At 40.8% G+C, this 21,143-nt stretch carries 21 protein-coding genes and 1 tRNA gene; 6 read left to right on the forward strand and 16 right to left on the reverse strand.

The window, feature by feature from the left end:
• Nucleotides 1-54 precede the first annotated feature (54 nt).
• From ACTW1R_RS12490 to rpoN, 7 genes are all read right to left on the reverse strand, one after another.
• A complete protein-coding gene (locus tag ACTW1R_RS12490) occupies nucleotides 55-636 on the reverse strand; it encodes a hypothetical protein (RefSeq protein ID WP_271814023.1) in 582 nt (193 codons plus the stop codon).
• 721 nt (nucleotides 637-1,357) lie between these two features.
• A complete protein-coding gene (gene eno / locus ACTW1R_RS12495; protein WP_005228686.1) occupies nucleotides 1,358-2,659 on the reverse strand; it encodes a surface-displayed alpha-enolase in 1,302 nt (433 codons plus the stop codon).
• Between the two features lie 112 nt (nucleotides 2,660-2,771).
• Nucleotides 2,772-3,527, reverse strand: a complete 756-nt coding sequence (tpiA, locus tag ACTW1R_RS12500; protein WP_271814021.1) for a triose-phosphate isomerase — start codon at nucleotides 3,525-3,527, stop codon at nucleotides 2,772-2,774.
• Nucleotides 3,528-3,590: 63 nt separating this feature from the next.
• Nucleotides 3,591-4,781, reverse strand: coding sequence for a phosphoglycerate kinase (locus tag ACTW1R_RS12505; RefSeq protein WP_005234355.1), 1,191 nt, complete (start codon nucleotides 4,779-4,781; stop codon nucleotides 3,591-3,593).
• A gap of 99 nt (nucleotides 4,782-4,880) precedes the next feature.
• Nucleotides 4,881-5,882 (reverse strand): type I glyceraldehyde-3-phosphate dehydrogenase, encoded by a 1,002-nt coding sequence (gene gap, locus ACTW1R_RS12510; protein WP_005228677.1) that lies wholly within the window; start codon nucleotides 5,880-5,882, stop codon nucleotides 4,881-4,883.
• A 40-nt stretch (nucleotides 5,883-5,922) separates the two neighbouring features.
• Entirely contained in the window at nucleotides 5,923-6,960 is a 1,038-nt protein-coding gene (locus ACTW1R_RS12515) for a sugar-binding transcriptional regulator (protein ID WP_489927287.1), read from the reverse strand.
• A 243-nt stretch (nucleotides 6,961-7,203) separates the two neighbouring features.
• Entirely contained in the window at nucleotides 7,204-8,523 is a 1,320-nt protein-coding gene (gene rpoN, locus ACTW1R_RS12520; protein ID WP_176323943.1) for an RNA polymerase factor sigma-54, read from the reverse strand.
• 51 nt (nucleotides 8,524-8,574) lie between these two features.
• Between rpoN and ACTW1R_RS12525 the strand changes: the two genes are divergently transcribed.
• Nucleotides 8,575-8,646: transfer RNA gene (locus ACTW1R_RS12525), tRNA-Arg, on the forward strand.
• Nucleotides 8,647-8,811: 165 nt separating this feature from the next.
• Here ACTW1R_RS12525 and rpoE read toward each other — a convergent pair.
• Both rpoE and ACTW1R_RS12535 read right to left on the reverse strand, forming a co-directional pair.
• Nucleotides 8,812-9,420 (reverse strand): DNA-directed RNA polymerase subunit delta, encoded by a 609-nt coding sequence (gene rpoE / locus ACTW1R_RS12530; protein WP_005234347.1) that lies wholly within the window; start codon nucleotides 9,418-9,420, stop codon nucleotides 8,812-8,814.
• A gap of 84 nt (nucleotides 9,421-9,504) precedes the next feature.
• The gene (locus ACTW1R_RS12535; protein WP_005228669.1) at nucleotides 9,505-9,942 is read right to left on the reverse strand and encodes a YwiB family protein; all 438 of its coding nucleotides are present in this window, start codon (nucleotides 9,940-9,942) and stop codon (nucleotides 9,505-9,507) included.
• Nucleotides 9,943-10,165: 223 nt separating this feature from the next.
• Between ACTW1R_RS12535 and ACTW1R_RS12540 the strand changes: the two genes are divergently transcribed.
• From ACTW1R_RS12540 to yidA, 3 genes are read left to right on the forward strand one after another with little or no spacing between them, the layout of a single operon-like run.
• Nucleotides 10,166-10,987, forward strand: a complete 822-nt coding sequence (locus ACTW1R_RS12540) for a lipoate--protein ligase family protein (RefSeq protein ID WP_375826541.1) — start codon at nucleotides 10,166-10,168, stop codon at nucleotides 10,985-10,987.
• A complete protein-coding gene (locus ACTW1R_RS12545; RefSeq protein ID WP_010749809.1) occupies nucleotides 10,971-12,341 on the forward strand; it encodes an HD domain-containing protein in 1,371 nt (456 codons plus the stop codon). The genes ACTW1R_RS12540 and ACTW1R_RS12545 overlap by 17 nt, the downstream gene beginning before the upstream one ends.
• 9 nt (nucleotides 12,342-12,350) lie before the next feature.
• Entirely contained in the window at nucleotides 12,351-13,169 is an 819-nt protein-coding gene (yidA, locus tag ACTW1R_RS12550) for a sugar-phosphatase (RefSeq protein ID WP_005228663.1), read from the forward strand.
• Between the two features lie 45 nt (nucleotides 13,170-13,214).
• On the opposite strand, the gene ACTW1R_RS12555 is transcribed toward yidA, so the two are convergent.
• Nucleotides 13,215-13,658: an NUDIX hydrolase gene (locus ACTW1R_RS12555; protein WP_271814017.1), complete on the reverse strand. Its 444-nt coding sequence runs from the start codon at nucleotides 13,656-13,658 to the stop codon at nucleotides 13,215-13,217.
• A gap of 147 nt (nucleotides 13,659-13,805) precedes the next feature.
• Here ACTW1R_RS12555 and gloA point away from each other — a divergent pair, with 147 nt between their 5' ends.
• Nucleotides 13,806-14,180 carry a lactoylglutathione lyase gene (gene gloA, locus ACTW1R_RS12560; RefSeq protein ID WP_005228659.1) on the forward strand — a complete coding sequence of 125 codons (375 nt, stop codon included), beginning with the start codon at nucleotides 13,806-13,808 and terminating at the stop codon, nucleotides 14,178-14,180.
• A 77-nt stretch (nucleotides 14,181-14,257) separates the two neighbouring features.
• On the forward strand, nucleotides 14,258-14,971 hold the full coding sequence (locus ACTW1R_RS12565) for a gamma-glutamyl-gamma-aminobutyrate hydrolase family protein (RefSeq protein WP_271814015.1): 714 nt from the start codon (nucleotides 14,258-14,260) through the stop codon (nucleotides 14,969-14,971).
• 72 nt (nucleotides 14,972-15,043) lie between these two features.
• Here ACTW1R_RS12565 and ACTW1R_RS12570 read toward each other — a convergent pair whose 3' ends face one another.
• From ACTW1R_RS12570 to trxA, 6 genes are all read right to left on the reverse strand, one after another.
• The gene (locus tag ACTW1R_RS12570; RefSeq protein ID WP_005228656.1) at nucleotides 15,044-16,297 is read right to left on the reverse strand and encodes an ABC transporter permease; all 1,254 of its coding nucleotides are present in this window, start codon (nucleotides 16,295-16,297) and stop codon (nucleotides 15,044-15,046) included.
• On the reverse strand, nucleotides 16,290-17,189 hold the full coding sequence (locus tag ACTW1R_RS12575) for an ABC transporter ATP-binding protein (protein ID WP_016608790.1): 900 nt from the start codon (nucleotides 17,187-17,189) through the stop codon (nucleotides 16,290-16,292). Before ACTW1R_RS12575 ends, ACTW1R_RS12570 begins: the two co-directional genes overlap by 8 nt.
• Nucleotides 17,190-17,206: 17 nt before the next feature.
• A complete protein-coding gene (locus ACTW1R_RS12580; protein ID WP_010749814.1) occupies nucleotides 17,207-17,887 on the reverse strand; it encodes a DUF2812 domain-containing protein in 681 nt (226 codons plus the stop codon).
• Nucleotides 17,874-18,200, reverse strand: a complete 327-nt coding sequence (locus ACTW1R_RS12585) for a PadR family transcriptional regulator (RefSeq protein ID WP_015510192.1) — start codon at nucleotides 18,198-18,200, stop codon at nucleotides 17,874-17,876. The genes ACTW1R_RS12580 and ACTW1R_RS12585 overlap by 14 nt, the downstream gene beginning before the upstream one ends.
• 121 nt (nucleotides 18,201-18,321) lie before the next feature.
• Nucleotides 18,322-20,556: a L,D-transpeptidase family protein gene (locus ACTW1R_RS12590; protein WP_271814012.1), complete on the reverse strand. Its 2,235-nt coding sequence runs from the start codon at nucleotides 20,554-20,556 to the stop codon at nucleotides 18,322-18,324.
• A 179-nt stretch (nucleotides 20,557-20,735) separates the two neighbouring features.
• Nucleotides 20,736-21,050 (reverse strand): thioredoxin, encoded by a 315-nt coding sequence (gene trxA / locus ACTW1R_RS12595; protein WP_005228645.1) that lies wholly within the window; start codon nucleotides 21,048-21,050, stop codon nucleotides 20,736-20,738.
• Nucleotides 21,051-21,143: the final 93 nt, after the last annotated feature.

The raw sequence follows: 21,143 nt of genomic DNA on the forward strand, positions 1-21,143 counted from the left end.
TTAAATTAAAATATATTGCCAAGAAAACTAACTCCTTATTTTTAGGTCTATATGTTATCTTCCAAAAAGGAATTTCATATCATCTCTTACAATTTTTTTCCTATTTCCCTTTAATTGATTAAATCTTTTATTCTTGATATCTATTTCAATTGCCAAATTTTCAATACATTTTCCATCTATAAAGAAATTCACTTCAAACGAGTCTATTTCCTCTTTAGTGTCATTCAGTTCTATGTATGCTCCAAGTTGATACCCATTCACAATACTCTTAAACTCTTCGTTTATCCCTTCATCAGGTTTTGGAAAAGAAAACACCTTATAATAACCTCTTGAATTTTCTGGATTAACAGTTAAAGCACACAGTCTTGCTTTATCAGCTATTCTATTATTTTTTAGTTCTTCTTCGTATTCTCCTTTTAAGGATTTACTAGCATAACTACTTTTTTTCATCTCTATTGCGATAAGATTTTCTTTAGAAGTATTTTTCTCCCCTCTATTATGAACTACTAAATCACAAAAAATATTTTCCATCACAATATCTTTATTTCCAGTTTTCATTGATACGATTTTTTTACCACCTGCAAATCCTCGATTAACTTCAACATCATAATAAAATCCTCTAAAATCATCATTCAAGTATTCTTTTAATTTTTGAGCTAGAGAACCACATAGTTGTCGTTCAGATGAATTTTCTTTAAATAAAGTTTTGTTCTCTTCTCCCCATTCTACTAGACAATTTATTCCGTTGATTCACATATCCCGCTTTATTATAAAATCTAATCAGATCTGCAACTTCTTCCTCGGTAAAGGTCTTTAACAGTAACTTCTTCTCCTTCAAATACCTAATATCTTTCACTACATTTTCAATCTCATATTCATCAGAAATATATCGATAAAAAATTTTAATTGATTGTAGCAAAGTATTAATATAAGTTTCCTTCTTCCCTTCTTCTTGCCAGCTTAAAAGGAATTTTTTTTATATGAACTTTCTTCACTGCTGTCACATCATTTAAACACAAATCATCCTTTAAATATCTACCAAACGCTGTCAGTTGAAATTTATATAATTCTATTGTTCTTTTTGACAAATTCCTAATTCTACAATCCAATGAATATTCTTCTAACAACTCTTTTAACAGCAGAAAAAACACTACCTCTCCTCTATGTTTATAGAGAAAAGATAGTGTTTTGTGTTTGTAGTTTACCATTCGTTATATAACCAGTATTGCTAACTTGAAACCCAAAACCAGCTAAAATCACCTTTACGTAATAATTGGTATAAGTGAGTTTCACAGTTAGCAGCCTGAATCATCGAATTGAATCAAACTATCAAAAACCATTTTTACCAAGTAATTACTTATTTATTTTTCAAGTTGTAGAATGCTTGCAAGCCTTTATATTCAGCAACTTCACCAAGTTGGTCTTCGATACGTAGCAATTGGTTGTATTTTGCAATACGGTCAGTACGTGAAAGAGAACCAGTTTTGATTTGGCCAGCGTTTGTTGCAACTGCGATATCAGAGATTGTTGAATCTTCTGTTTCACCTGAACGGTGAGAAACGACTGCAGTGTAACCAGCTTCTTTCGCCATTTCGATAGCATTGAATGTTTCAGTCAATGTACCGATTTGGTTAACTTTGATCAGGATTGAGTTACCGATACCGTTTTTGATTCCTTTTTCAAGGATTTCAGTATTTGTAACGAACAAGTCATCCCCTACTAATTGAACTTTGTCGCCTAAGCGTTCAGTTAATAGTTTCCAACCATCCCAGTCGTTTTCATCCATACCGTCTTCGATAGTGATGATTGGGTATTTGTTAACTAATTCTTCTAAGTAGTCAACTTGTTCAGCAGCAGTACGTTTTACGCCGTTTTCGCCTTCAAATTTAGAGTAGTCGTAAACACCGTTTTCGTAGAATTCTGATGATGCACAGTCAAATCCTAGGTATACGTCTTTACCTGGTTCTAAACCAGCAGCTTTGATTGCTTCTAAGATTGTTTCAACACCGTCTTCAGTTCCTTCAAAACGAGGAGCGAAACCACCTTCGTCACCTACTGAAGTTTCTAAACCACGTTTAGACAAGATTGATTTCAAAGCGTGGAATACTTCAGTACCCCAACGTAAGCCTTCTTTGAATGTAGGTGCGCCTACAGGCAAGATCATGAATTCTTGGAAAGCGATTGGTGCGTCAGAGTGAGAACCACCGTTGACGATGTTCATCATAGGAGTTGGCAATACTTTTGTATTGAATCCGCCTAAGTAGTGGTATAAAGGTACTTCTAGGTAATCAGCAGCTGCACGAGCAACAGCGATAGAAACACCAAGAATCGCGTTTGCGCCTAATTTGCCTTTGTTAGGAGTTCCGTCTAAAGCGATCATTGCTTTATCGATAGCCATTTGGTCACGTACATCGTAGCCGATGATAGCTTCTGCAATGATGTTATTTACATTGTCAACTGCTTTCGTTACACCTTTACCGCCATAACGAGCTTTGTCGCCATCACGTAATTCAACTGCTTCGTGTTCACCTGTTGAAGCTCCTGAAGGAACCATTCCGCGGCCGAAAGCACCTGATTCTGTGTAGACTTCTACTTCGATAGTTGGGTTACCACGTGAGTCTAAGACTTCGCGTGCGTAAACATCAGTAATAATTGACATGTTTTGTCTCTCCTTTGAGTTTGTTTTATCTTAAGGGGAAAGCCCCTTGCGAACAACTTAATTGTAGTGAAAAAATCACGATTCTGCAAATGTTATTTTCATGAAAATGAAATTATTTTACAGCATCTAATAATGCTAGGAATGAATCAGCTTGCAAGCTTGCGCCGCCAACTAATGCTCCGTCAACGTTTTCTTTTGCCATGTATTCAGCAATGTTTTCAGGTTTTACAGAACCGCCGTATTGGATACGCACGCTATCTGAAACTTCTTTGCCGTATAATTTTTCAACGGTTTTGCGGACAACGCCACAAATTTCGTCTGCGATGTTTGCATCCGCTGATTTACCAGTACCGATCGCCCAGATTGGTTCGTACGCAATCACAAGATTACTTACTTGACCGTCTGTTAAACCGTCTAAGCCAGCAGTGATTTGTCCTTCGATCCACTCCGCTGTTTTGCCAGCTTCATAGGTTTCTAGAGATTCACCACAGCATAGGATTGGGATCATGCCGTTTGAAAAGATTGCTTTGGCTTTTTTGTTGATGTCTTCATCTGTCTCATGGAAGTATTCACGACGTTCTGAATGACCAATGATGACATAGTCAACACCTAAATCTGCTAAAGCTGCTGGTGAAGTTTCACCAGTAAAGGCACCTTCATTTTCCCAGTAGCTGTTTTGAGCAGCAATTTTTAATTCTGTTCCTTCAGCAGCATTCACTAATGTTTCTAAGAATAGAGCTGGCGAACCGATCACAGAGTCAACTGTATCGTTGCTAGGAATTTTTGTTTTGACTGCTTCAGCAAATTCTTTTGCTTCTTTCGTAGTTTTGTTCATTTTCCAGTTTCCGGCAATAATTGGTTTGCGCATGTTCTGGCACTCCTTTTCGTTATCAAGCGTGCAAAGGAGATCCTTTGCACGGCTTGTCATTGATTATTTATCGTTGATCGCAGCTAGGCCAGGAAGTGTTTTTCCTTCTAGCAATTCAAGGCTGGCACCGCCACCTGTTGAGATGTGGGTAAATTTGTCAGCAAAACCTAATTGTTCTGCTGCAGCTGCAGAGTCACCGCCACCGATGATCGTTGTTGCATCTTCAAGGTTGGCAATTGCTTCACAAACACCGATCGTACCGTTTGCGAAGTTAGACATTTCAAACACACCCATAGGTCCGTTCCAAACGACTGTTTTTGCGCCTTTTAATGTTTCAGCAAACAAAGCGATAGTTTCAGGTCCGATATCTAAGCCCATTTGTCCTTCAGGAACATCACCAGTATGTTCTTCTGTTGGGACATCATTTGAAAATTCAGCAGCAGTGATTGAATCAACTGGTAATACTAATTTATCGCCAGCTTTTTCGATCAATTCTTTTGCTAATTCTACTTTGTCTGCTTCCACAAGAGAATTACCGATTTCCATGCCTTTTGCTTTGTAGAACGTATACGTCATTCCGCCGCCGATCAAGATTTTGTCTGCTTTAGGAATCAAGTTTTCGATTACGCCGATTTTGTCAGATACTTTTGCTCCACCAAGAATCGCGATCATTGGACGTTTTGGTTCTTCGACTGCTTCACCGATGAATTTGATTTCTTTTTCCATTAAGAAACCAGCAACTGTTGGGATACCTGTTGAAGCGATCCCTACGTTTGAAGCGTGTGCGCGGTGTGCGGTACCAAAGGCATCATTTACAAAAACATCGCCTAAAGAAGCCCAGTATTTACCTAGTTCAGGATCGTTTTTGCTTTCTTTTTTGCCATCGATGTCTTCGAAACGAGTGTTTTCAAAAACAACGACATCGCCATCTTGCATGTTGTTGATCGCTGCTTCTAATTTTTCGCCGCGGGTTTCATCCACGAAAGTTACTTCTTTGCCTAACAATTCGCCTAGACGTTTCGCAACTGGCGCTAAAGATTTTCCAGCTTTATCTGCTTCTTCTTTCACACGACCTAAGTGTGAGAAAAGAATTGCTTTTCCGCCGTTTTCGATCACGTAATTGATTGTTGGTAATGCTGCTTTGATCCGTGTATCGTCTCCGATCACTCCATCTTTCAATGGAACGTTGAAGTCCACACGTACAAGAACTTTTTTATCTTTTAAATCGATATCTTGAACTGTCATTTTCGCCATGAACAGATTCCTCCTAGCATAATTGTTAAAAAAAGCGGAGAAGCGCGATGCTTCCCCGCTTTCTCTTGCGATGGTTTAAATTAAAGTCGTTCGCAACTCTTATAGGTTAGCGAAGTATTCTAAAGTACGTACTAATTGTGCAGTGTATGACATTTCATTGTCGTACCAAGCAACAGTTTTAACTAATTGTTTGTCGCCAACAGTCATAACTTTTGTTTGAGTTGCATCAAATAATGAACCGTAAGTCATACCAACGATATCAGAAGAAACGATTTCGTCTGTGTTGTAACCGTAAGATTCGTTTGAAGCTTCTTTCATTGCTGCATTGATTTCATCAACAGTTACTTCTTTGTCAAGAACAGTAACTAATTCAGTTAATGAACCAGTTGCAACAGGAACACGTTGAGCAGCACCATCTAATTTGCCGTTCAATTCTGGGATTACTAAGCCGATCGCTTTAGCAGCACCAGTTGAGTTAGGCACGATGTTTGCAGCAGCAGCACGGGCACGGCGGAAGTCACCTTTAGGGTGTGGTCCGTCTAGAGTCATTTGGTCACCTGTGTAAGCGTGGATTGTAGTCATTAATCCTTCAACTACACCAAATTTGTCGTTCAATGTTTTCGCCATAGGAGCTAAACAGTTTGTTGTACATGAAGCACCAGAGATAACTGTTTCTTCACCTGTTAAAGTTTCATGGTTTGTGTTGTAAACGATTGTTGGAACATCGTTTCCACCAGGAGCTGAGATAACTACACGTTTTGCACCAGCTGTTAAATGTTTTTCAGCAGCTGCTTTAGAAGTGAAGAATCCAGTACATTCTAACACGATTTCAACACCTAGTTCGCCCCAAGGCAATTCTTCAGGGTTGCGGTTAGCTAAAACTTTGATTTCGTTTCCGTTCACATTGAATGAACCTTCGTGAACTTCAACTGTACCGTTGAAACGTCCTTGTGTTGTATCATATTTTAACAAGTGAGCTAACATTTTAGCATCTGTTAAGTCATTGATAGCCACAACTTCGATTCCTTCTACTTCTTGGATACGACGAAATGCTAAGCGTCCGATACGTCCAAATCCATTAATACCTACTTTAACTGTCATTTAAGATTTCCTCCTTATGAAAATCATAAAAATATTTATTTTAAAGGGTTGCCCCTTTTAAAATCTCATTTGCGCAAGCTTCATCGGTGATGAGCCAGGTTTGTTTTGGTGCATTTTTCATGTATGCATTGACCGCTTTGGCTTTTGATTGTCCGCCAGCGACCGCAAAAATGATTGGGACTTTTTGCAAATCTTTTAATTGAAGTCCGATGCGAGGAACTTTGTAGACGACCTCGCCAGCTTCGTTAAAGAAATACCCAAAGGATTCTGCAACTGCATTTTTTTGTTTTAACATCAGAATTTCTTGTTCTGACATTTTTCGTCGAGCCGCCATATGCAACGCCCGTCCAATACTATGAATAACACAATTCGCTTGACTTATCAAGTTTAAGACATCAACGATGGCGGGTTCTTTCAAGAGAAACTCGTAGGTGTTCATGCTTAATTGTTCTGGTACAAACAAGGAGCGATAATCGCCGTTTGTCTGCATCGCCATTACTGAGCTGACTGAGTTTGCTTGCACGTTGACTGATTCTCCGATACCGCCACGGGCTGGAACAAACAAGTTATGACGTTTGGCGGTTTCCAAATTGCCCAATTCCTCGGCAACTTTCGCCATTGTCGTCCCTCCCATCACTGCGATGGTGTTTTTGCCTTCTGGCAATAAGAGATCCAACGATTCATTCAGCAACTGGCCAAATTCAGCAATCACTTTCGGTTGTCGATCACCATCGCCGCTCGCAATCAAACAACGTCCGATGCCAAAGGTCTCTGATAATCGTTTTTCGATTTGGTGCATTCCGAACAGCTGATCCATCAGTGCACCGATCTTCGTGTACACTTCTTCTCCATAGGCGGTCAATTGCATGCCGCTTTTTGAAGAGTCGATCAGTTTTAGCTTTTTAAGGATATCTGTTTCCGTCCTCAACACGCGTTCCGTCATTGATAAACTTTCCGAAAGTGTCCGGCGGCCAACGGGCTGCATCCAATAAATATTTCTTAAGATACGGTAACGTTCCTGGAGTACAGCGAGAATATCCGGGGTGATTGCCTCAATCAATTTTAATTCATCGAGCATTTTATATCCTCCCGTTGGACAATTTTCGTCCTACAATGACTTAAAATGACCCATCGATTGCAAAAAAAATTTAAATCTGTTTCCTACACCAATAATAGTAGCACTTATCGCCTTGATACGCAACTATTTCAGTCACAAAATCTTGCTTTTCATAAAATCGTCATAAATTGAAAATGAGGAAAGGATCGATAAAAAAAGGAAAGGCTTTGCTGCCTTTCCTACTCGTTAATAGTATGTTTTGCTTTACTCGAATCGTTTCCGCTTGGAAGAACCAGGGATATTCATGGCTTCACGATACTTTGCCACCGTTCGTCTGGAAATATCGATGCCCTGGGCTTTGAGGGCATCTGTCAACTTCTGATCTGACAATGGTTTATTTTTGTTTTCTTCATCGATCAGTGCTTTTAGCTGCTGTTTGATCGATGCCGTCGTCAAGTCATCACCGCTTTCTTGTGTCGAAACTTTCTGTCCAAAAAATAGTTTTAATTCAAACACCCCAAAGGAGGTTTCCAAGTATTTCCCGTTGACCGCTCGGCTGACCGTTGATTCATGAATCCCTAATTCTTCGGCAACTTCTCTTAAAACCAATGGCTTTAATGGGCGATCTGGTTGAGTGAAAAACTCCTTTTGCCGTGCAACGATCTGCACCCCGACACGATAGATGGTATCCCCTCGTTGCAGCAAGGTCTTTTTCAGCCACTCGAACTCTTGGGCTTTATTGTCTAAATAACTTAATACCTCTGGATCACCGCTTTGCTTCAATTGATCAAAATATTGCTGCTGAAAGCGAACCTCTGGCAAGGCGCGTTTGTTTGATTTCACGATCGGCTGTCCTTTTTCAACCGTCACCCGCAGGTCAGGAACGATGTAAAGCCCATCGGTTGACCCAAACGCAGCCCCTGGTGTGGGGGTCAATGTTTGAACATAATCAAAGACCTTTTGGATCTCAGTTAATGGAATCTGCAGCGCTTTGCTGATTTTGTCCCACTTGCGCTCTGCCATTTCCGTAAAAAATTCTTCTAAAATGAGATAGGCCATTGGCGGCGCATAGTCATCTCTTTCCGTTTGCAGCATCAAACACTCTCTTAGATCACGAGCACCGACGCCTGCTGGATCTAGCTGCTGGATCAAGGTCAAGGCATCGAGCATTTGGATTGGGGTCCCACCAACAAGCTTTCCAGCTTCTTCCAAGTCAATCGTCAAAAAGCCGTTTAAATCAATGTACTCGACTAAAAATAAAACGATCGTCCGCAAGAAGGTATCTCGGTAGTTTAAATGCACTTGATCGATGAGGTATTCGAATAAAGACGTATGCTGGTCAGGGATCTGGCTTAAATAATCCATCAATTGTTCTGATGAGCCATTGCTTTTGCTTGGTGTGATGGGCGAATCATATTCCCCCAGATCAATCAATGGATTTTCTAATGCTTGGTTATCTATGAAGGACAATAATTCGTCTGCAGAAAATTGCAACACTTGGATCGATTGCTGTAATTTCTGCGTCATAGCAAGCTTTTGCGTCTGTTTTTGTTGTTGTGAAAATTGCTGTTGAAATTTCATCATTCTACCTCTTGTTTTTTTCACTGAAATTGGTTAAACTAATATTTGTGCTTCGCGCCTTTAGTGTAGTGGATATCACGTAAGATTCCGGTTCTTGAGACGGGGGTTCGATTCCCTCAAGGCGCGTTTTTTCTTTTCGTTACAAGTATACTCGATTCAAATCAATAATTCAAAAGCACTTAGGGACCGCTGATGCGGTTCCTTTTTTTATTTGTATCTATGTAAGAAGACGAACTCGTCCTTCAACGATTAAAAGCTGCTTGCAGCCATAAGGCGAAAAAAAGAAGAGGATTACTCCTCTTCTTCCTCTTCATCCGCAAAATCATCTTCATCATCGTCATCGATAATGGTTAGATCTTCCTCAATGCTGTCAGGTAATTCTTCTTCATCATCGGTGCTATTGTCGGCGCCGATTTCTTGCAAGTCTGAATTGTATGCCGAGATTTCTTCATCCTCGTCATCATCATCATCAAAGAGATCATCTTCTTCGTCATCTGACAAATCAGTATCCTCAGGATCATCATCGTTATAATCGATTGCGTCTTCATCATCGTTGATAAAGGCATTGACTTTTTTACGTTTGCGACGACGTGGTGTATCTTCATCCTCGTCTTCGATGCCATGGTTGACTTCTTCATCGATCGAATCAATGGCGTACCATGAACGTAAGCCCCAACGATTGTCGCCTAAAGAAATAAAACTACCGTCGATATTCAAGTCTGTATAAAACTGCGCCAATGAATCACGAATCTCGCTGTCTGAAGTTTCAAGATAGTTTTGAATTTGGTTGACCAAATCAGAAAAATCCATCACGTCACCGCGCTGCTCTAAAATCGCATGGGCAACTTCAATCATCGACAATTCGTTTTTATTTACACCTTCAAATACATTAATTTCCAAACGGGACACGTCCTTTCACAGTCTACTCCTAATCATACAAAATTACGCCTCAAATTGCAATTTTTTCTTTCAATTCCCCTTTGATCAAGCGGTAAATTCTAAAGATAGTTTGTATTCGCCGACTTTGTCAGCAGCCATGAACAAGTCATAATCAATATCGATCTTTCCCGAGTATGGACGGTCTTTCAAGCTAACGTGCAGGTGATTGGTGAAGGTGTGGAACATCATCAAACCATACGGGGTTTGGTAGCTCGTCTCTAACCGTTCCTTATAAGAAAATTTCAAACGCATGCGCATTTCCCCTGAGCGAATCAATTGAATCAATCCGTCTGGCATGATTTTCATCGTGACGGGAACGTCGGTACCGTCTGGCTGGATCTCTTTGTAACGGATATATAAGGTATCACCGATCTTGACTGCTTGTCCTTGCAGATCAAACAGAAAGTTCTCTGTTTCCCCTGCTTGACGTACATTGGTTGTTAAATGAATTGAGATTGGGATTCCTTTTGATAATTCTTGCATGTACGTGTGCCTCCTTTGAAGATTTCAGTTTTATTCTTGCTTTTTTTCATTCGTTTGTCAATCATTTCAGTTGATTCTCCTTGGTCTATTTCTTCATTGAAAATAAAAAAGCGAAAACAAAAGCAAGTTTTCATTCTTTTCTCCAAGTAATTTTCCAAGAATCGTATATAATAAGGATAACAGGTATTTTTAAAGGAGTTTAACCGATTTGACTATCTATATAATGGATCAAACTTTACCACGTATCCACAATCCTTATGAGCCGTTTGCTTTTACCGATGTTGCCACCGAAGCTGCTGGCAAACTGGAACAAGTTTATTGTCATTTTTGGCAGTTGTCCGATACGATGATTTTAGGAATGAAAGATACCCGGCTGCCTTTTTTGATAGATGGTCTGCAGGTTTTGAAAGAAGCTGGCTATGCCTCGATCATCCGCAACTCAGGCGGGCTTGGGGTCATCAATGATGCCGGTATTTTGAATGTCTCCCTCATTTTCCCTAAACATTTGGCTGCCACTACGGATGCAGCCTATGAAATGATGGCGACATTGCTACAAGCAGCCTTTCCTGAGCGGACAATTTTGGCTTATGAAATTGCTGACTCGTACTGCCCAGGCACCTATGACCTGAGTATTGACGGAAAAAAAATTGCTGGCACAGCACAACGACGGATCAAAGACGGCGTGGCTGTCATGATGTATCTGAGCATCAATGGCGACCAACCAGCCCGCGGCTCTCTCGTTCGTCGTTTTTACCAAGCAGGTTTAAAAGAGCGCTTTGGTACGGATGGCTATCCAGCCGTCAATCCTGCGAGCATGACCACTTTAGAAGCGGCTCTCGGCCGTAAGTTTACCACACAAGAGGTGATTGACCGCTTGCAAAAAGCCCTGCTTTTCTTGATCACAGACCAATCCCTATATCCGCTTGAGTCACTGGATCAATGGCTTTCAGAAAATGACCTTAGCCAACAAATGCAGCAACGCTTAGCTGGCATGGAAAAGCGAAATCACCCAATAAAGGAGTTTAGCGATGAGCCTACCATATAAATATCAAACCTTAGCGATAGAAAAAGTGTTTCGTGACCCTGTTCATAACTATGTCCATGTGCAGCACCAAGTGATTTTAGACTTGATCAATTCCAAAGAAGTGCAGCGTTTGCGACGAATCAAACAACTAGGGACTGCTTCTTTCACCTTTCACGGAGCAGAACACAGCCGCTTTTCTCACTCCTTGGGGGTTTATGAAATCAGCCGCCGCATTTGCGATATTTTCCAACGCAATTATTCGATTGAAAAAGTTGGACCGAACGGCTGGGATGATAAGGAGCGTTTAGTGACCTTGTGTGCAGCATTGCTTCATGATGTGGGCCATGGACCATACTCCCACACCTTTGAGCATATTTTCCATACAGACCATGAAGCCATCACAGTGGCGATCATCACTTCTCCTGAAACGGAAGTTCATCAGATATTGAACCGAGTGGAAGCTGGATTTCCTGAGAAAGTGGCAAGTGTTATCACTAAAACCTATCCAAATCCCCAAGTCGTTCAAATGATTTCCAGTCAAATCGATGCTGATCGGATGGACTACTTGCTGCGCGATGCTTATTTTACCGGCACTGAATATGGCACGTTTGATCTGACCAGAATTTTACGAGTGATTCGTCCGTACGAAGGCGGTATTGCTTTTTCTATGAATGGCATGCACGCTGTGGAGGACTACATCGTCAGTCGTTACCAAATGTATGTGCAAGTTTATTTCCATGCGAGTTCTCGAGGGATGGAAGTGATCTTAGCCCATTTGCTGGATCGTGCTGCAGAACTTTATCAAGTGGATCAGGAAATGTTTCAAAGCCATTCGCAACTGCTTCTCCCGTTTTTAAAACAAGAATTCACTTTAGATGAATACTTGAAACTCGACGATGGCGTGTTGAATACCTACTTTACCCAATGGACGGAAGAGAATGATCCGATCCTCAGCGATTTAGCCAAGCGGTTCTTAAATCGTAAACCGCTAAAATCCGCTCGTTTTGACGATGAGACACAGTTGCCGATGATTGAAGAAATGCAGGGACTGGTGGAAAAAGTCGGCTTCAATCCCCGCTACTATACTGCCATCAATTCAAGCTTCGATCTGCCTTATGATTTTTATCGACCAACTTCTGGTAAGCATCGGACACAGATCGAATTACAGGAAAAAGATGGTTCCCTTGTAGAATTATCCCAAGCCAGTCAACTTGTTGCAGCCTTAGCAGGACAAACCCAAGGTGACCAACGCTTTTATTTTCCAAAAGAAATGATTGACCCCAACATCCAAAATCACTATGATTTATTTGGAGAGACGTATCAAGAGTTTGCCAAGCACATTCGCAATGGTGCTTTGATCAAACCAAGCCACTAGGAGGAACTTATGAGTATCAAACTGATCGCCATCGATATCGATGGTACCCTGCTGAACAACGACCGCAAGATCACTCCAGCAGTTTACAAAGCATTAAAAGACGCAGAAGCACAAGGCGTGCGCATCGTTTTGTGTACGGGACGCCCCTTAACTGGTGTCCAAGATTTATTGAAGGAACTAGACTTATTTACGGACAATGATTTCGTGATTACCTACAATGGCTCTTTGGTTCAAAAAACCAAAAATCAAGAGATCATCTCTGAATTCGGCTTGTCCCAAGATGACTATCTCTTTGTTGAGATGACTGCGAGAAAATTAGGGGTTCACCTTCATGTAGAAACTGAGGATACCATGTATACCGCTAACCGCGATATCAGTCCTTACACGATTTATGAAGCCTTCTTAGTCAACATGCCATTGAAATATCGGACACCAGAAGAAATGACTGCTGACTTGAATATCATCAAAATGATGATGATCGATGATCCCGCAATACTGGATCAGATCATCCCACAATTGCCGAGCAGTTTGACCGACAACTACAATGTGGTTAAAAGTGCTCCATACTTCTTGGAAGTCCTAAATAAACAAGCCCATAAAGGAGCTGCTGTCAAAAAATTGGCGGAGCACTTAGGCATCAAACAAGAAGAAGTCATGGCGATCGGCGATAATGAAAATGATTTAACCATGGTGGAATATGCTGGTATCGGTGTGGCGATGGCCAATGCTACTGAAAACGTGAAAAATGCCGCAGATGTCCTAACCGCTTCAAATGAAGAAGACGGTGTAGCAGAAGTAATCAACAAGTATGTTTTAACAAATAACTAAGTGTAAAAAAAGTCAGGTTTCCTTTTTATCGGAAGCCTGACTTTTTTATTTTGCCAACCACTGTTCAACTGCCCATTTATGGCTGCCGCGTTTCAATCGTTGGATCGCTTCTTCTGGCGTGTGCCAAGACAACTGATTGGTTTCTTCTGTCGGTTCGCAAACTTTTTTCCACTGTGTCATTAAATAGAAATAGCCCGGGTGATGGTAAAATGTATCGCGATGGCGCGAATAGAAGTATTCAACTGCCTCCCCTAGATACTCAGCAATCTCCCCTTCAAATCCAAGTTCTTCAATCAATTCTCGTTGGATCGCTTCTTCTTTGCTTTCATTTGGCTCAATTTCACCACCGGGCAAAAAGTATGCGCCGTTGGGTGCTTGCACCAAGATCACTTCATTTTTTTCGTTTGGAAGAACGACATACGCCCCATATCTTGATTTGTATGGCTTCCCCGTTTCTTTTTCCCCGAACACAATTTCCTTTTCTGGCATGATTCCCTCCACCAACACTTTCTTTCCATTTTACCCTATGCCAATAGTCTGGACAAGCTGGAAATAACGCTCGGTTGTCTTTTATTCGTTACAAAAAGAGAAAATATGTTATCATACAACTATCAAGATCGAAAGGATGATTTACCCATGAAAATGGCTCACACATGTGTCCGCGTCAAAGACTTAACGGCTTCTCTAGATTTTTATCAAACTGCCTTTGGTTTTGAAGAATCTCGCCGTCGTGATTTTCCTGAACATAAATTTACTTTGGTTTACTTAACTTTGCCTGGTGATGATTACGAGCTAGAGTTGACGTATAACTATGACCACCCTGGCTATGAGTTAGGCGACGGCTATGGCCATATCGCCATCAGTACCGATGATCTAGAAGCGCTTCATGAGAAGCACCAAGCGGCCGGATTTGATGTCACTGACCTGAAAGGACTCCCAGGAACTTCTCCTTCTTACTATTTTGTGAAAGATCCTGATGGCTACAAAATCGAAGTTATTCGCGAAAAATAAAGCGAAGGTGATCGAAAAAAGGACCTCGTGTCCTTTTTTCTTTTTCGATTCATTTACTAGTAGAAAGGTTTGATCAAATGAAGCCCATTATCGGCATCGCTGCTAATGAACGACCAATGATTGAAGAAGCAGAACATTGGTTGTCCTATACACCCAAAAATTTTGTGACCCATATCCAACAAGCCCAAGGCATCCCCCTATTATTACCAATGGGTGTCGTGGAAGATGCTGCGACTTACATCAGCAAAATCGATAAACTCTTGTTAGCCGGTGGTCATGATGTCTCCCCTGTTCACTATGGCGAAGACCCTCATCCCTTGATTCAAGGCATTCATCCTGATCGTGATGTCTTTGAATTGGCATTGATCAAAGAAGCAGTGGCTCAAAACAAACCGATCTTTGGAATCTGCCGCGGCATGCAGTTACTCAATGTCGCATTTGGCGGGAGTTTGTACCAAGATCTCTCTTTGATCGATCACCCAACGATCAAACACGTGCAATTGCCGACGTTCTTTCAATTCCCTACACATCGGGTAAAAATCAAGGTAGACAGTCGTTTGGCTGCTCTTTTAGGCACAACCTATCACGTCAATTCTTTTCATCACCAAGCAGTCAAAACCGTTGCGGATGATTTCAACGTGATTGCCACCGCTCCTGATGGTGTCGTTGAAGCCATTGAATCCACTGCCTATGGCGCACCGATCTTAGGCATTCAGTGGCATCCTGAGCTAGCCGCTCACAAGCTGCCTTCTGAGCAATCGATCTTCAACTTTTTTGTGCAGGAATTCTAAAGTCTTGCCCCTTGTTTTCTAGATTTTAGCGAATAAAAAACGCCCGATCACGAAAAGGATCGGGCGTTTTGCTTATTTTTCGTTTTTCATTAACACTAATGATTGTTTCAACGTTGCTAAAATGCCATTGTCGTTATAGATCAAGACATTTGATTTATACATTTTTGCAGAAACCAGCATCAGGACGATCGTGGTAACAGCAAGAATTCCTACTGAAATCAATGCACCGCCGATACCCACTGTATCATTAGCAAGCCGTACTGGCATAATGAAGGAAGATAAAAATGGTACATAGGAAGTTACTCGTAAGACCACGTTATGAGGATCCATACCGCCTAGCACGATTCCAAGCATATACCCGCCCAATGAAAGATACGTCACTGGAATGATGGCCTTCGCCGTATCTTCTGCTTTGTTCACTAACGACCCGCAAAGGGCTGATAAGACCGAGTAGATCAAAATTCCTAAGAAGACGAAAACGATCGCAAACACCAGGAAGGGACCAAAAATGCCATCTGTCGAAAAGTTTGCCAACAAGTCTTTTACCATTGGGTTATCCTTGATCCAGAAATAGCTCCCGCCAAAAATCGCAACATAAGCAACTAGCTGGGTCGCTGCAACCATGATTACACCAGTCAATTTGGCATAGTAATGGATTTGCGCCCGTGTACTAGACAAAATGACTTCCATGATGCGTGTGCCTTTTTCAGAGGCGATCTCTTGTGCAATGATCTGTGCGTAAGTAATGATAAAGAAAAAGAGGATGATTGTTGCGATCATACTTACTAGTGATTGCATCGCGGTATTGTCTTCCCCATAAGTCATTTCGCCATCTTCACCGAAGGAAACTTTTTGACGATCAAGCGGTGCGACTTCACTAAGGACTGCCACTTGCTCAGCAGTCAAGCCAAGCTCACTAGCTCTATAGGAAGACTGCAAACCCGTCAATAACTGTTGGATCGTCAGCTCTAAAGCTTGCCCCATCGAGGACTCGCTTAATAATTCCCCTTGCAGCGTATCCCCAGAAGCAGTAATAAGTAACAAAGCATCAGCATCTTTGTCTGCCATCTGTTGCTGCCCTTGTTCTTCGCTGTCAACAATTTCAAATTCAAAATCATCGCCGCTTTGGTCCACAAAGGTCTGCGCAATGGCTGGTTCATTCGCATAAACGGCAATTTTGTCGACACTGTTCATACCATCAGCAAAATAACCAATGAGATAAAATGCCCCCGTTGCAATAAATGGCACGAGAATCATAATCAAAAACGAAATTGATTTGATATTTTTTTTATAAACATCTAATGCGATTACCCAAAACTTACTCATTCATTTTTCCCGCCTTCCGCTTAAAGATTTCTTCTAACGTTGGCGGTTGTTGATTGAACATAGGGATATAACCATCCGCCGTTGCTAAATCAAATAAGGTTTTTCCTACTGCAGGATCAGCGATCGTAATATCATAGCTGCCATCTTCTCTGGCAAGAACTTCCTCGACACCTGCCACTGCCAAGAGCTGTTCTTTCGTCAAGTTGGATTCTAAATAGACTTTCGTCCGCCCAAAGGATTCACGAATTTCATGAACTTTTCCGTTTAAGACGGTTTGACCATCCCGCAGCATAATCAAGTGATCGCAGATTTTTTCCACATTATCCATATTATGACTGGAGAAAATGACACATGAGCCATTTTTTTTCAGTTCAATGATCCCATTTTTCAACAGTTCTGCATTGACGGGGTCTAACCCACTAAATGGCTCATCTAAAATCACCAATTTTGGTTCATGGATCAACGTTGAGATCAGCTGAACTTTTTGCTGATTTCCTTTTGATAGCGATTTGACTTTATCGGTTTTCTTGCCTTTGACTTTAAATTTGTCCATCCAATAGTCGATTTTTGGTACGATGTCTTCTTTCTTCTTGCCTCGTAACCGCGCGAAATAGATCAATTGATCTTCAATCGTTACTTTTGGAAACAAGCCGCGTTCTTCTGGCAGATAGCCGATAATATTGTATTCTTTTTCACTTATTTTATGGCCATCCCATAATACTTCCCCTTGATCAGCTTTCAAGAAATCCAAGATCAATCGGAATGTCGTCGTTTTACCAGCACCATTTTGACCAATCAAGCCCATGATCTGTCCATCATTGATGGTAAAGGACAATTGATCGACTGCTGTATAATCGCCAAATGTTTTTACTAATTGTTTTGCTTCTAACACATGCTCACCTTCCCTGTCTAATAAAATATATCACTAAAGAAAAAGCCGATAACGGCGCCAATGATCGCTCCGACAAACATCAAGATGACGGTATCGCGGATCACTCGTTGACGCTTCGCCAGTTTCTCTGGTTCATTGTAATAACTTGCTCGATTTTTATATAAGAATTTCATCAGGATCGTGGTCAATCCTACCCCAATCGGGATAAACACCAGCCCCGTAATCAATCCTAGTCCAAAGGACCAAAATGGATTTGTGCGAATATTGAAATAACGGATCAAAAAGTAAATTGCTGCTAATATCACTAAACTGATCACCGAAAGTAGAATCGATTTTTTCATTAAATACCGTGTTTCATTATCGATCCGTTCTTGATAGCTTTCTTGGTCACTGAAAATCGCTGGTGTGTCAGGAGACGCTTTAAAATAAAAATAGCGATCTTTATAATTGCTGATATAAGTCCAGCCTCCTGCTTGATACATCGCTAAGTAATCAACGATCTCAGAGGGCTCTCCTTCGAAAAAGTCTACTGCATATTTGGTCGTTTCTGGGTCTCCTTTGATAAACTTCAAAAACCCTAACCGATTCATCTTCACAAAGTGCCACCCTAACGACGCTTGTTTTTGCAGACGAACCATTTCCTTTTCTGGGTAATAGGCTACACCAAGTGAAAGAAGGTATTTCTTATTGATGCCCATCTTGCTCTCCCCCTAACGCTTCGAAAACCTGTTCTCCGATTTGATAAAATAATTTGCGCCGTTGAATATCTTTCTCCAGAACTTGTCTTCCTTCTGGTGTAATCTGATAGATTTTTTTTCGGTCAACGCTTTCCTCTAAATCGATCCACCCCTTTTTCGTCAGCTTCTTTAAAATCGTATACATCGTTGCGGGACCAATCTCAAACGTCCCTTGGCTTAGCTCATGGATCTGTTTCATGATGAGATACCCATGTTTCGGCTTTAAAAGCGCTAATAAAATCAAATAGGTTGAATCTGTCAATGCCTCATCCATTTGATTCCTCCGTCCCACTAGCTATATCACTTAATGATATATTATCGAATGATATAACCAGCGTCAATCTTTTTTTGAAAAATAAAAGCCGTCTCCACTAGGGGAAACGACTTTTTGAACATTAGTTAGCAATTTTGACAGGCGTATTATAAGGGATGTTATAGTAAAACCATTTGGCATCTGGGACTGCTAAACGAATGCAGCCATGAGAAGCCCGAGTGCCTAATTTTCGTCCTTCAACAGAACTAAAAGCATTAGTGGACCAAGCAATGCTCGTTGGGATCGTGTGGAATAAATAGACGCCGTGATCTTTAAAGGAACGGTAGTAAGCGGCTCCTGAAAAAGCTAAGCCTTTTTCTGCTTGGATACGGAAATTCCCTAAAGGTGTTGGCGTATTGAAGGCACCGGTCGAGCAAAGCATCGTATAAATCACTTTATTTCCTGATTTGATGTAGACCCGCTGTTTGCTGATAGATACTTCAATGTTTAAGTTTTTAACGTTTAATGAAGGATATTTCCCTCCTGTAGTATACATCCAAAAGTTGCTATTTACATTTGTGGTTTGATTTTCCTTGACCCAACCGATTCGACCAGCTGGCGAAACGAGATACAAGTAATTGCCATCACTCGTTTTTGCTAGTTTGGTCGCTTGTGCCATATAGCCTTTGTAGGCACTCTTTTTCCCAAGTTTCGCACTATTTGGATCGGCTTTTTCAAAGAAATTGCCATCCCCATTCTTGACGACCACGTAGCGGCTAATGTTGCTTTGAGAAGTGATCGTATGGGCATTGGTCACCCCACTTGCATTGATGTAGCCTAACCATTTGTTGTTGAGATAGAGGGAGTAGTAGGTGGATCCGTTGAAATGTAAAAATTTTCCTTTAACTTGTATATTTTTATTCACATATTGTTCAGCAGTACCCAATTTTTTTGTGAAATTCAAATGTTGCCATATTATATCATTTTTATTTTTGATACGAATAGTTTTCTTTTCACTCTGCCAGACTCCTCCTTTTGTATTGGCTAACGTTACAGCTTTTTCATCAATATAGCCCATCCATTTGTCATGTGAGTCATAGATTGTCAGATAAGTTGTGCCATTAAAATGAGTATATTTCCCTTTGGCTAAATAGGTTTTATAATAAAAATTACTTGTATTATATTTTTGGTTTTTTAAATTAAAACTTCCCAACATAGTCATATTTTTTTTAGTCAGAGAAACATACTTGCCATAATTTTCATAGGCACCTTGAGCCCCATCTCTAAGTTTTACATTAGTTTCACAAATATAACCCATCCAATTATTTTTATTGTCAAAAATGGAATAGTAAACGAAACCATTCAGGTGGTGAAAGCTTCCCTTAACCTTATACGTTTTACCTTTTAACTTAGTTGTATTTCCTCTAGTTTTTCTTGTCAAAAAATTTTGCCATAGTGTAGACTTACTGTTAGTAATAGTCGCATATTTTGATTCAGCACGCCACACACCCCCAGGAGTTGTCGCTAACTTAACGCCGGTGGCTTTTATCCAACCGATGAGAACATTTTTATTTGAATACAATGCGTAATAGGCCACGTTACTATTCGTCGTGAATACTTCTTTGATTTCAAAGGTTTGACCAGTAATACTTGAAGAAGTGCTCGTTTTTTTATCTAAAAACACATCTTGCCAAAGCGGTTCTTTCGCACTTGTAACGGTTGCATATTTTTTCTCGGTTTTGAAGGTTCCGCTGGCAACTTTCACTGCTGCTTCTGCTACGACACCGACAACTTTTTGATCGTCACGAATTTCAAGATAGGTCCGCTTATCAACACCTTGATACCGTTTGACACTACGGTATACCTTGCCAGCTAATTCATTGATCGTTCCTTGCTCGATCAATTGATCCTTCTCTAAACGGTAAAGGATGTTTTGCGTTTCAGGATTGGCTGCTGCAACCGGATTGATTTTTATATATTGGTTATTATCTGCAACTGATTCAACATCAATGATCCCTAAGTCTGGTTCTTCAGAAGATTCTTCCGTCGATTGAGTAGATGAATCTTGTGTGGTCTCGGTCTGACTGGTCTCAGTCGCAGCCGTGCTAGTACTTGACGTTGTTTCTGATGAAGAGGTAGACGTTGATGAAGACTCAGTTGCCGTGCTTGACTCTGTACTCTCTGTACTTGCCTCTTGAGATGATGCTGCGCTCGCTTCTGAAAAACTTTCTGACGTCGTCTCTTGCGCAGCGACAGACGCTGTAGTCGGATCCCCTTCATTTGCTGCATAAACTTGTGTGATCGTTCCTGCGATGGGTGCGACCAGTACCCCAACAATCGCAACGCCTTGAAGCAACCCACGTTTCAACTTCTTCATTTTTATTCCCCCTTTAATCCTATTTTGGTATCACTTTCTTACTATATTAACAAGATATTTTTTAGTGCCACTACCCACTTTAAGTATACCACTGCCTAATAGAAAATTTGAAAAAAACGTCCCCAAAATAAAAAAAGCAATAGCCACTTTCGGCTATTGCTTCAAAAACGTTTCTTCTATTACATATGTTCCGCAACTAAAGCTTTCAATTGATCTTTTGTATGCACCCCAATTGCTTTATCAACGACTTGGCCGTCTTTTTTCAACAACAAAGTTGGAATAGACATGATCCCGAATGAAGCTGGTGTTTCAGGATTTTCATCCACATCCATTTTCACGATCTTCAATTCGTCTTCCTCATATTCATTCGCTAATTGTTCCAAGATCGGCGCTTGCATCCGACATGGACCACACCAAGTTGCCCAAAAATCAATAAGGACTAAGCCTTTATCGGTTTCTTCTGAAAAAGTTTTATCAGTAATTTCTTTTGCCATCGTACTTACCCTCCATTTTTAAAACTAAAAAAAGTATACCACGTATCGGAAGTTTTTTAAAATCGTCTGCTTACAAAAGGTAAGGGTTCTTAA

It is taken from the genome of Enterococcus sp. R12 (genome assembly GCF_058135755.1).